Origin of the sequence: Pseudomonas wadenswilerensis (assembly GCF_024749185.1) — a bacterium.
Lineage (GTDB): Bacteria > Pseudomonadota > Gammaproteobacteria > Pseudomonadales > Pseudomonadaceae > Aquipseudomonas > Aquipseudomonas wadenswilerensis.
Genome location: NZ_CP087191.1, coordinates 3,781,183 through 3,793,326 on the forward strand (window position 1 = coordinate 3,781,183; position 12,144 = coordinate 3,793,326).

The following is a 12,144-nucleotide window of genomic DNA, read 5'->3' on the forward strand; positions in this document are numbered from 1 at the left end:
CCACCGGCGTGACTATGTCTATTGCACTTGCAGGCGGCTGGCCCGACGCCGAATCGGGTGGTGCGCCTGCAGTTGCGCCTGGCGCGCAGCGACGCGTGCCTGCTCGGCTGCCGCACGAATGTTTGCGGCCTCGGCCAGCACCGCTGCCAGGGTGGCCTGTGGCGCACTCAGCAACTGCTGGAAAATCCCTTGCAACTGAGCGAACAGATCGTCCATGTCGGTGGCCGTATACAGGCTGCCATCGCACTTGAACGCGACCCGAATGGCGCTGGCGTCGTTGACGAACTCGGCGATCAGGTCCAGCTCCGTCGCCGCCTGCCCCGCCTCGCAACTCTCTACTCGCAGCCCTTGAGGGTGCGGCATGGCCGCACTGCCCTCCTGGTAGATGAACTTGATTGCAAACAGCGGCGAGCGCCCCGCCTGGCGCGGTAAGCGCAAGGCCTCGACCAGACGATCGAATGGCAGGTCCTGATGGTCCGAAGCCTCGATCACCGTGGTCCGGCAACGGCTCAGCCATTGCTCGACCGTGGCTTGTTCGTTCACCTCTAGTTGCAGTACCAGTTGGTTAACGAAGAAGCCGACCATTTCTTCAATGCCGGCATGGTTGCGGTTGGCGATATCGGTACCCAGGCGCACGCGCTGGCTGTCGCTGCGCTGGGCCACGGCCAGGGCAAAGCCCGACAGCAGGAGCATGTACAGGGTCAACCCCCGGTCCTTGGCATGGGCGCGCAAGGCTTCGCTCATGGATGCGCTGAAAGCGAACCCGTGAACCTGGCAGCCGCCCTCGCCGGTGATTGCCAAGGGCAGCTGCGAGCCCGGCAAGCGGGTCAGCGCATGCTGGTCACCGAGGGTGCTGCGCCAGTAGGCGAGCTGTCGCTGCATTTCGCCAGCAGCCAGCCACTGACGCTGCCAGACGGCAAAATCCACGTAGCCCAGTTCAACCGCCGGCAGCGGCGCGGCCTGGTGTTGCGCGAAGGCGTCATAGAGGGTGACAAACTCACGCAGCAGGATGGCGAAGGACCAGTGGTCGGCGACGATATGGTGCAAAGTCACCAGCAGGTAATGCTGCTCGGACGCCACCTGCACCAGCGCTACCCGCAGCAATGGCCCTTTGACCAGGTCGAACGGCGCGTTGGCTTCGCGCTCCAGCACCTGCTCCAGCCTGGCCTGGCGTTGCTCGGCGCACAGCTCGCGCAGGTCGATCCGCTGCAGCGCCAGCGGCATGCTCGCGTGTTGCAACTGCCAGCTGTCCCCGCCTTCCTGCAGGTAAGTGGTGCGCAGCACCGCATGGCGTTGAATCAGCCCCTGGAACGCCTGTTCGATAGCGCCGACATCGAGCACGCCGTCGAGCCTGAGGGCGCGAGGAATGTTGTACATCGAGCTTTCCGGCGCCAGCTGCCAAAGGAACCAGAGCCGCTGCTGGGCATAGGACAACGGCTGAAGCGGCTGCTGTGGCGCTCGCTGCAACGGCGGGGCAACGCCCACTGGCTGCTGGTCGAGGCTTTGCAGGGCCTGGGCAAAAGCGCCCAGGTCGGCAGCTTCGAACAGTAGCCGCAACGGAACATCCAGCCCCAGGGCATGACGCACCCGGCTGATGACCTGGGTGGCCAGCAACGAATGGCCGCCGAGGTCGAAGAAGTTGTCGCGCAAGCCGACCCGGGCAACCTCCAGCACGTCAGTCCAGTACTGCGCCAGCTGGCGCTCCAGGGCCGTGACCGGCGGCACATGATGGTGCTGCAGCAAACTGGCATCCGGCGCCGGCAAGGCCTTGCGATCCACCTTGCCGTTGGGCGTCAGCGGCAGTCGCTCGAGAATCTGCCAGTGCGCCGGCAGCATGTAATCGGGCAACCCCTGGCTCAGCGCCTGACGCAAATGGTCGCGCAAGGCCATGCGTGTGGCGACGTCTTCAGCGGCCAGTGGCTGCTCCGGCACCACGTAGGCCACCAGTTGCTGCCCGCTCGCGGCCGGCACGGCCAGCACCACCGCCTGGGCGACTTGCGCCTGTTCCAGCAGCCGCGCCTCGATCTCGCCGATCTCGACGCGAAAGCCGCGAATCTTCACTTGATGATCGATCCGCCCGATGTACTCCAGCGCACCGTCGTCCAGGTAGCGCACCAGATCGCCGCTGCGATACAGGCGGGCCCCGGGCGAGGCGGCAAAGGGGTCAGGTACGAAACGCTCGGCGGTCAACGCCGGCCGACCGTGATAACCGCGGGCCAGGCAGGTGCCGCCGATATACAACTCACCCACCGCCGCGCGCGGCTGCAGGCTCAGATCCTCGGCCAGCACGTAGGCACTGCGCTGGGCAACCGGGCGACCGATCGGTGCGTAAACCGAATCGATGCCGGTGTGCGTGTCGGCTTCCCACAGAAACGGCGTGATCACAGTTTCGGTCGGGCCGTAGCCGTTGACGATGTACTGGGGTTGCAACACCGCCTGAATCTGCTCGAAGCCCTCTTTCGGGAACGCCTCGCCGGCAACGTTGAACGAGCGCACTTTCACCCGACGCTCAGAGGTTGCGGCCCAGGCAGCCAGCTGGCAGGCATACTGGGTCGGGAAATAGACGATGCTGGCCTGCTCGGTCTCGATCACCTGCAGCGCCTCTTCGGCGCTCCAGAGCCCCTCGCCGCGCAAGATACAGCGGGCACCACTGACCAGCGGCAACAGCCACTGCTCGGTGCCCCAGTCGAAATTCAGCGAAGCGAAATGCAGGAACCGGTCATCCGGCGAAACCCGGTAGCAGTCCTGCATGGTGCGAATATGGGTGAGCAAGGCCCCCTGCTCCAGGGCCACGCCCTTGGGCTGACCGGTCGAGCCGGAGGTGTAGATCAGGCACGCCAGGTTGTGCGCCGACAGTTCGACCAACGGGTTGCTGTCATCAGCGGCCAGCTCCAGGCTGGCGTAGTCCAGCACCCGGACGTTGTCGGTGCCGACCAGCCCGGCACACTGCGCCTCGGCCAGGATCAGCCTGACACCGCTATCGGCGATCATGTAGGCCAGGCGCTCGGCAGGGTACTCAGGGTCCAGCGGCACATAGGCGCCACCGGCCTTGAGAATCGCCAGCAAGCCGACGATCAGCGCCTCGCTGCGGTGCATGCAGATCCCCACCAGCACATCCGGGCCAACGCCGTCGCTGATCAGCCGCCGGGCCAGGCGGTTGGCCCGGGCGTTGAGCGCCTGGTAGCTCAATTGCCGTTCCCCGACCACCAGCGCCACAGCCTGCGGCCGGGAGTGGGCCTGGGCCGCAATCATCTGCGCCAGCCCGAGCGGCGGCTCGGCAACAACCCGGGCTTGCGGCCAGGCCAGCAGCGCCTGACGCTCGGCGGCCGTCACCAGGTCGAAATCAGCCAGCACCCGGTCACCACCCTCAATGAACTGTTCGAGCAGGCCGTGCAACTGGGCCGCCAGCCCGTCAATGGCCGGGGCAGCAAACGCCGCCTGCTGATAGCTGTAGTGCAGGTCCAGGGTCTGGCCCAGGGTCACGGCGATGGTCAAGGGATAGTTGGTGCGTTCAAGGTTACTGACGGCACCGAACTGCACACCCAGCCCTTGCCCTTCGGCCAGGGCAGCGTCCAGCGGGTAGTTCTCGAACACCAGCAAGGTATCGAACAGCGCATCGCTGCCCTGCCCCGACCAGCGCTGGATATCGAACAACGGCGTGTGCTCGTGCTCGCGCAGGGCCAGGTTGGTCTGCTGTACCTCCTGCAACCAGCAACTGAGGGTGTGCCCGGACTGCGGCCGGGCAATCACCGGCAGGGTGTTGATGAACAGGCCAATCTGTTGCTCGATGCCGCGAATCTGCATCGGCCGCCCAGCCACGGTAGCCCCGAAGGCCACCGTGTCCTGCCCGGTGTAGCGTTGCAACAGCAGCAACCAGGCCGCCTGCACCAGCGTATTGAGGGTGACTTTCTGCTGGCGGGCAAAACCGCTCAGGCGCTCGGTGATCTCGCTGCCCAAGTGCTGATAATGATCGCCATGGGCACAACGCTCGGCGACGGCCGCGGGAGCCCGCAGGGCATTGGCCAGGCGTGTGGGCAGGGCCAGGTTGACCAATTGCGTACGCCAGAACGCTTCACTGGCCTGCGCATCCTGATGCTGCAGCCACTCGATGTAGTCCCGGTACCGACCCGCTACCACCGGCACCGCCTGGCCGCTGTAGCGCTGGAGGACTTCGCCGAGCAGGCGAGCGTTGCTCCAGCCATCGAGCAACAGGTGATGGCTGGTCTGGATCAGGTGGTAGCGCGCTGCTGCGGTGCGTACCAGGGTCAGGCGCAGCAAGGGCGCCCGGCTGAGCGCGAAGCCATCCAGGCGTTGCTGCTCGGCCAGTTGCCCAAGGGCCTGTTCAAGGTCGTCGCGATCACGCCAGTCCAGTACCTGCCACGGCAGCTCGACCTGCTTGTAGACCATCTGCAGCGGGCGCTCCAGCTCACCTTCCCAGACGAACCCGCTGCGCAGAATATCGTGGGCCTGCACCGCACCTTGCCAGGCAGCGTGCAAGCGCTGTGGGTCAAGGCCATCAACATCGACGCGCATCTGGTTGATGTAATCGCTGCCACCTTGCTCGTACAGGCTGTGGAACAGCATGCCCTGCTGCATCGGTGACAACGGGTAGATGTCTTGCAGTTCGCGACTGCACACCGGCAGACGGTCAAGGGCGCCTTGATCCAGGCGTGCCAGGGCAAAGTCCGAGGCAGTGGCCTGGCCCGGCGCCTGCTGGCAGCAATGGGCAATCAGTTCGCGCAGCTCGTCGCTGAAGGCGTCGACCAGCGCCTGGATGCTGTCGGGGGCGAACATCTGCTGGCTGAAACCCCAGCGCAAGGCCAGCTCGCCGCCGTACACCTGCCCCTCCACGGTCAACCAGTTGGCCAACGGCGCCTGCGGGTCCTGGGCCCGGCCGCCGCTAGCGCTAGCCGGGACGAACAGCGCCTGCTCGTCGAACTGGCGATCGAACTGGCCCAGGTAGTTGAAGGTCACCCTTGGCTTTGGCAGCACAGCCAGGCGCGCAGCCAGCTGCGGCGCCCCCAGGTAGCGCAGCAAGCCATGACCGATGCCCTTGCCGGGGACGCCGCGCAATTGCTCCTTGACGCCCTTGATGGCCTCGCCGATCTCGGTTGCCGGCACCAGTAGCAGCGGATACAGGCTGGTAAACCAGCCGATGCTGCGCGACAGGTCGAGGTCATCGAACACGTCCTCGCGGCCATGCCCCTCAAGCTCGATCAACACCCCCGGAGCCTTTGTCCAGCGGCTCAGCACCCGCGCCAGAGCCGTCAGCAACAAGTCATTGACCTGGGTGCGGTAGGCCGCTGGCGCCACTTGCAGCAACTGCCGGGTGGTGTCGGCATCGAAGCGGCACTCGATCTTCAGTTCATGGCGGTTTTCCAGGCTGGCCCCAGGGTCGGCGGCAGGCAACTCGGCAACGCTGCTGGCCTGCAGTTGCGATTCCCAGTAATCCACCTCGTCGCCGCGCCGCTGCGCTTCCTGCTCAAGCTGCAACGCCCAGTCCTGGTAGGCGCTGGTGCGAGGTGCCAGGGTGGGCACTTGCCCCTGCTGGACCTGGCGGTACAGCGCTTGCAAGTCTTCCAGCAGAATCCGCCACGACACCCCGTCGACCACCAGGTGATGAAGCACCAGCAGCAGTTGCTGGGTCCCGTCAGCCAGGTCCAGCAGCAACACCCGCAGCAATGGGCCGTGCTGCAGATTCAGGCTGCGCTGCGCTTGTTCGCAGCATGCCAGCGCCTGCTGCGCGTCACTGGCCTGGCGTACCCAGAGCACTGCGCCCGGCTGCGCCGCGTACTGTTGCTGCCAGCCAGCGGCCTGCGGGGTAAAACGCAAGCGCAAGCTGTCGTGATGGCCCAGCAGGTGGTCCAGCGCCAGTTGCAGGTGCTGCGCATCCACCGGCTCACGCGGGGTCAGGAGCAACGACTGGTTCCAGTGCTGGCGCTGCTCGATCGCCTGGTCGAAGAACCAGCGCTGGATCGGCGTCAGGACGACATCGCCACTGGCCGCCGCCCGCGCCACCACCGCCTGGCCGCGACCGGCCACCTGGGCCAGGCTGCGCACCGTCTGGAACTGGAAAATGTCCTTGGGACTGAGGACCAGACCTACCTGGCGAGCGCGGCTGACGACCTGCATGGAGACGATGGAGTCGCCGCCCAGCTCGAAGAAGTTGTCCAGCACACTGACCTGCTCAAGCCCCAGCAGGTCCTGCCAGATCGCCACCAGCGCCTGTTCGTGTTCATCGGCGGCGTCCACGTGCTCGCGCGCCGCCAGGAGCGTATCGGCCGCCGGCAGCGCCTTGCGATCGAGCTTGCCGTTGGGCGTCAGCGGTAGCTGCGCCAGGAATATCAGCGCCGCAGGCACCATGTAGTCCGGCAGGTGCTCGGCCAGTGCGGCCTTGAGCTGTTCGCGCAGGGCGATCTGCCGGGCAGCCTGGGCATCAACGATCGTCGAGTCGACGGGCACCCCGTAGGCGACCAACTGCTGGCCGGCCGGTCCTTCCTGCACCAGCACCGCCACTTCCCGTAGCAACCGGGTGCCCAGCAGGCGGGTTTCGATCTCGCCCAGCTCGATCCGAAAACCGCGGACCTTGACCTGGTGATCGATACGCCCGACATACTGGATTTCGCCGCCGTCGCGGTACCGCACCAGGTCGCCGGTGCGGTACAGGCGTTGACCTTCGCCGGCAAACGGATTGGGCAGGAACTTCTCGGCGGTCAGCCCCGGCCGGCCCAGATAGCCGCGCGTGATGCCGGCCCCCGCCAGGTACAGCTCGGCAGCCCGCCCCTGGGCTACCGGTTGCAACTCGGCATCGAGCAGATAACTGGCGGTATGTGGCAACGGGCGCCCGATACTGGCCCGCCCACCGGCCTGGCGACGGGTCCAGGTCGAATAGGTGGTGTCTTCGGACGGCCCGTACAAGTCGTAGACATGCTCCAGGCCTGGGAGTTGATAGAGGCTGTCGACCAGGCTCTGTTTCAGCGGCTCGCCTGCCAGGTTGATAATCCGCACGCCCGGCGGGATCTGTCCGCTGCGCTGCAATGCGGCAATCGCCGACGGCACGGTGTTGATCAGGCGCACCTGATCACGCCCAGGGAGTTCGGGCAACGCCAGGGCATTGCGCGCCAGCACGATGAAGCCACCACCGGCCAGGGTCACGAACAATTCCCAGACTGACAAGTCGAAACAGATCGACGTGGACGCCAGCACCCCCTGAATGTCTTCTGGGCGATAGGCCTGCTGCGACCAATGCACCAAGGCCAGGACATTGCGATGAGTAATCGCAACCCCCTTCGGACGCCCGGTGGAGCCGGAGGTATAAATGACATAGGCGAGGTTGCTGGCGCTGCCGCGCAGGCCGGGGGCAGTAGGTGGCCAGCTGCTCAGCGCCGACTCTTGAGGTTCGACCAGCATTACCTGTGCACGGGTTTGCAAGGCCAGTTGCTCGACCACCCCGGCATCACTGAGCAGCACCCGCGCACCGCTGTCCTCAAGCATGTACGCCACCCGCTCGGGCGGGTAATCCGGATCCAGCGGCACATAGGCACCGCCGGCCTTGAACACTGCCAGCAACGCCACCAGCAGGTGTGGGCTGCGCGGCAAGGCGATGCCCACTCGCACCTCCGGGCCAACCCCGGCGGCGATCAGGCGATGGGCCAGGCGGTTGGACCAACGCTCGAGCTCAAGGTAGCTGTAACCCTCGTGACCGTGCAGCAACGCCAGCGCATCGGGCTGTGCGGCGGCCTGCTCAGCGATCAGCTGGTGCACACACAGGTCCTGACGGTAGCCTGGGCCGACCGGGTTCCAGTCATGAACCATGCGCTGGAATTCAGCAGGGTCGAGCAGGCTCAGTTGGCCGATGCTTTGCTGGGGCGAGGCGACCATTGCACGCAGCAGGTTCAACCAGTGCCCGGCCATGCGCTGGATCGTTTCCAGCGTGAACAGGTCTTCGGCAAAGGTCAGTGCCGCCTGCAACTGCCCGGCCTTTTCCCAGGTGTCCAGGCTCAGGTCGAACTGAGTGGTGCGCCCCTGCTGTTCGATCAAGCCCAGGCTCAGGCCCGAAGCAGTCTTCACCGAGGTAATGTCGGTGACCACTGGCTGGTGGTTGTACATCACCTGAAACAGCGGGTTATGGCTCAGGCTGCGCTCCAGCTTGAGCGCTTCCACCAGGCGCTCGAACGGCAGCTCCTGATGTGCCTGCGCCCCTAGCGCGGCCTCGCGCACCCTGGCCAGCAGTTCGCTCACGCACGTCTGGCTGTCGACCTGGCAACGCAATACCTGGGTGTTGACGAAAAAGCCGATCAGGCCCTCGACCTCATTGCGATTGCGGTTGGCAATCGGCACGCCGACGCGCAGGTCGGTCTGCCCGCTGTAGCGATGCAACAGGCATTGGAATCCGGCCAACAGGACCATGAACAAGGTCGATTGATGGGCCTGGGCCAAACCCCGCAGTTGCTCGGCCAGCGCCGTATCGACCGTGAAGGTGTAGCGCTTGCCACGGTGGCTCGGCAACGCCGGCCGGGGGAAATCACAGGGCAGCTCCAGCACCGGATGCTCGTCGCCCAGCACCGATTGCCAGTACTGCAGTTGGCGCTCCTGCTCTCCGGCTTGCAACCAGCAACGCTGCCACAGCGCGTAGTCGCTGTACTGGATCGGCAGCGCTGGAAGCTCGGGAGCCTGGCCGCACTCATGGGCGTCGTAACAGCGAACGAACTCATCGATCAGCACGTTCATCGACCAGCCGTCGGAGACAATATGGTGCAAGGTCAACAGCAGTACGTGACGCTCGGGGTCAAGCTGCAGCACGGCCACCCGCCACAAGGGGCCCTGCTCAAGATCAAAAGGCCGCAGCGCCTGTTGTTGCGCATGTTCACGGACGACGGCGTCCTGCTGCGCCGGGCGCAGTGCACTGAGGTCGATGCATTCTATCTGCAGCGCTTGCGGCGCCGGCACTTGCAGCAGGCTCCCGTCGTCCTGCCGGGCGAATGCGGTACGCAGGGTCTCGTGCCGCTCACTGAGGCTGATGAACGCTTTTCGCAGGGCCTGTTCATCCAGGCGGCCCTGCAAGCTGACCGCCCCCGGCAGGTTGTAGGCGGCGCCTTGCGGCTCCAGTTGCCAGAGAAACCACATGCGCTGCTGCGCATAGGACGGCAGACCGCGCTCGGCTGCCTGAACCTGGGCGGGAATGGGAAAGAGCGCGAAATCGACCCCTTCACGGGCCAGTGCTTGCAGAAAGATCCGGCGCTTTTCCGGCGGCAATTCTAGGAATCGGCTGGCAAGTTTACGGGAGTCTTGTGCATTCATCGGCGTTCATCCATCCAGTGGGGCAGCGAGCCGGGCAGCTCGGTATCCATGGGAAACGGATGGCCAACGGGGAAAATTAACCGTTGTAGCGGGGCGCCACCGGTCGGCTGAAACATTTGCTTTCAACTAACCCTGCGGGTTTTACGATTCTCGTTCGTCTTATCTATTGCAGTCCCAAGGCTGAGCATCGGCTCGACCTCAATTTCTCTGAAAAGACACCTGCAATGTCCCAGAAAGCGAAAAAGTCCAAATCCAGGCTGTGGTTCCTGGTCCATAGCTGGCTCGCCCTGCCGATCTGGTTTTTCGTCCTGATCGTCTGCGTCACCGGCACCCTGGCGGTGGTCAGCCAGGAAATCGTCTGGCTGGCCAACCCCGATGTGCGCGCCAGCAAGCCTGATGGCGACGCCGAGCGGCTGAGCTTCCAGCAGGTGCTCGATGCCCTGCACAAGGCCGAGCCGGACATGGCCGTGAACTTCATCAGCCAGCCGGATGGCTCGCACTTCGCCCTCACCGCCTCCGTGGTATTCCCCGACGGCAGCGCGCCGACCCTGTACGTCAACCCCTACACCGGGGCGATCCAGGGCAAGAGCCCGTCGTTCAGCTTCGAGGCCTTCACCCGTGCCCTGCACGGCTGGTGGCTGGTGCCGTTCACCAATGGCTACAGCTGGGGCTGGTACCTGGTGTCGCTGCTCGGCCTGCCGATGCTGGCCTCGCTGGTCACCGGGCTGGTGGTCTATAAACGGTTCTGGAAAGGTTTCTTTAAGCCGACCTTGCGCTTCAACCATGGCGCGCGGATCTTCTGGGGCGACTTCCACCGCCTGAGCGGCATCTGGTCGATCTGGTTCATTGCGGTGATTTCCATCACCGGCACCTGGTTCCTGATCCAGGCGATCCTGGGTGACAACCACATCACCCTCTCCACGGAACCGGTGGTGCCGGTGATTGCCCGTGAAGACGTGCCACGCACCGAATCGGGTGCACCGGCCCCGCGCATCAGCCTGGATGACGCCACGCGCATCGCCAAGGAGCAGATCCCTGGCCTGGACGTGAGCTTCGTCTCCCTGCCCGGCAATGCCTATGCCCACGTCTACCTGGGCGGACGCGGCTGGTACCCGTTGATGTTCCAGACCGTCAACGTCAACCCGTACAACAGCAAGATCGAGTCGCAGTTCCTGATCGACGACCGCTCGACCCTGGAGTTCGTCACCGAATCCATGCGCCCGCTGCACACCGGCGACTTCGGCGGCCTGGCGATCAAGCTGATCTGGGCTTTCTTCGGCCTGGTGCTGTCGATGATGGTCTTGAGCGGCCTGCTGATCTGGACCAAGCGTACTGCCCAGGCCACCGCCGCCGCCCTCAAACGCGAGCAGAGGCCTCGCAAGCAAATCGCCACCGCTACCGATACCGCCACGGAGGCCAGCCTATGAGCAAGGCAGCAGTTGCGCCGCAAAGCCCGTTGAGCCGTTTCTGGCACAAATGGCGCTTTCACCTGAACATCCTGTTGTTGCTGATTCCGCTCGGCTTCATGCCCAAGTACTTTGCCGACGCGGCGTTGTTTCGCGGTGACAGCGGCCTGGGCGAGCGTGAGCTGGGCGAGATCAAAGTCGGCCCCTGGAGCGTGCAGCTGGCCGAGTTGCGCGATGAAGCTCCGCGCGCCGATGGCCCTGCCGGTTACTTCAAGGCCTTCAATCTGGCCCTGTGCCAGGCCTGTATCCCCGAGGTCAAGGCGGCTTACCTGCGCATCGGCAAGCCGCGCAGCCTGCGTGCCGCCGGGACAATCTTCTTCGGCACCCCGTACCGCATGAGCACCGGCCTGCCAATCCCGCTCAAGACCCGCGCGGACGCCGACATCTGGATCACCCTCGAAGGCTGGGACGGCAGCATGCACCAGGCCGCCGTGCCGCTGAGCAAGGCTTCGCCGGCCACCGTTGCCTGGCTGAACAAACAAGGAGGCAAATGATGAAGTCCCGCAAGCTGCTCCTGCCGTTACTGCTGCTCGGCGCTGCCGGCCCGGCCCTGGCCCACAACCCGATGTGCGAATGCAAGCCGATCGATGGTGAGCAGATCGAATGCACCGGCGGCTTTTCCGACGGTAGCGGCGCGCCCGGTGTAACCCTCGATGTGATCGGCTACAACGAAGAGATCCTCGTGCCGGGCAAGCTCGGTGAAAACTCCAAGCTGACTTTCAAGCGCCCGGACGGCGAGTTCTACGTGCTGTTCGACGCCGGCCCCGGCCATGTGGTGGAAATCGACTACGCAGATATCGAGCAATGAGCCGCGTCCAGGTGGTGCGCCCGGCCGGCGCCGGGCATGAAACCTTGTACGTGCTGCTGGTCAGCCTGCTGATCCTCGCGGTGGCCGCCGGCATCGTTGCCCTGCGCGGCGAACGGCATGACGAGGTGAGCATCGAGGCCCACCAACTGGATGCCCGCCGCGACCTCAATGCGGCCGAGCAAGGGGTGTACGCCGACCTGCGGGTGGCCTTCGACGAGATCCAGGCACGCCGCGAAGAGGAGCCGCAACTGCTGGCTGTCGAAGTCCTCGCCGAAGAAGGTTTCCCTCCATTTGTGCTCGACGCCAGTAGCGCCAGCCGCGGCCAGCACCAGTGGCAACTGCTGCAGGAGCGTGCCTATCTGGGCCTGAGCCAGGCCAGCGCGGTGGCCGGCAGTTTCCTCCTGCTGGTGCCTGAAGCCCAGGACGGCGCCGCCGATGTCTGGCTGCAGCGCAGCCCCGCCGCCGCCGTGCCAGCCGACTTCAGCCAGGCCGCCCTGATCGCCGCCGGCTGGCAACAGATCGCCGCCCACTACGACGCCGGCGTCACCCGCCAGCATAGTCACTGACACA

Annotated in this window: 5 protein-coding genes; 4 read left to right on the forward strand and 1 reads right to left on the reverse strand. The window is 65.2% G+C overall.

What is annotated here, in order from left to right; all coding sequences use genetic code 11:
* Positions 1–18 precede the first annotated feature (18 nt).
* Entirely contained in the window at positions 19–9,300 is a 9,282-nt protein-coding gene (locus LOY45_RS17275) for a non-ribosomal peptide synthetase (RefSeq protein ID WP_258578096.1), read from the reverse strand.
* A 224-nt stretch (positions 9,301–9,524) separates the two neighbouring features.
* Here LOY45_RS17275 and LOY45_RS17280 point away from each other — a divergent pair, with 224 nt between their 5' ends.
* The 4 genes from LOY45_RS17280 to LOY45_RS17295 are packed head-to-tail and all read left to right on the forward strand — an operon-like array spanning position 9,525 to position 12,140.
* Positions 9,525–10,727, forward strand: coding sequence for a PepSY-associated TM helix domain-containing protein (locus LOY45_RS17280; RefSeq protein ID WP_115086242.1), 1,203 nt, complete (start codon positions 9,525–9,527; stop codon positions 10,725–10,727).
* Entirely contained in the window at positions 10,724–11,260 is a 537-nt protein-coding gene (locus LOY45_RS17285; protein WP_233674645.1) for a thiamine pyrophosphate-binding protein, read from the forward strand. The genes LOY45_RS17280 and LOY45_RS17285 overlap by 4 nt, the downstream gene beginning before the upstream one ends.
* Positions 11,257–11,574, forward strand: a complete 318-nt coding sequence (locus tag LOY45_RS17290) for a hypothetical protein (protein WP_420832699.1) — start codon at positions 11,257–11,259, stop codon at positions 11,572–11,574. Before LOY45_RS17285 ends, LOY45_RS17290 begins: the two co-directional genes overlap by 4 nt.
* Entirely contained in the window at positions 11,571–12,140 is a 570-nt protein-coding gene (locus LOY45_RS17295; RefSeq protein ID WP_115086239.1) for a DUF6162 family protein, read from the forward strand. Before LOY45_RS17290 ends, LOY45_RS17295 begins: the two co-directional genes overlap by 4 nt.
* Positions 12,141–12,144: the final 4 nt, after the last annotated feature.

What these genes read in the sequence shown, in the direction of transcription:
- LOY45_RS17275 (WP_258578096.1), bottom strand. Translation starts at nt 9,300, where the DNA reads ATGAATGCACAAGACTCCCGTAAACTTGCCAGCCGATTCCTAGAATTG.
- LOY45_RS17280 (WP_115086242.1), top strand. Translation starts at nt 9,525, where the DNA reads ATGTCCCAGAAAGCGAAAAAGTCCAAATCCAGGCTGTGGTTCCTGGTC.
- LOY45_RS17285 (WP_233674645.1), top strand. Translation starts at nt 10,724, where the DNA reads ATGAGCAAGGCAGCAGTTGCGCCGCAAAGCCCGTTGAGCCGTTTCTGG.
- LOY45_RS17290 (WP_420832699.1), top strand. Translation starts at nt 11,257, where the DNA reads ATGATGAAGTCCCGCAAGCTGCTCCTGCCGTTACTGCTGCTCGGCGCT.
- LOY45_RS17295 (WP_115086239.1), top strand. Translation starts at nt 11,571, where the DNA reads ATGAGCCGCGTCCAGGTGGTGCGCCCGGCCGGCGCCGGGCATGAAACC.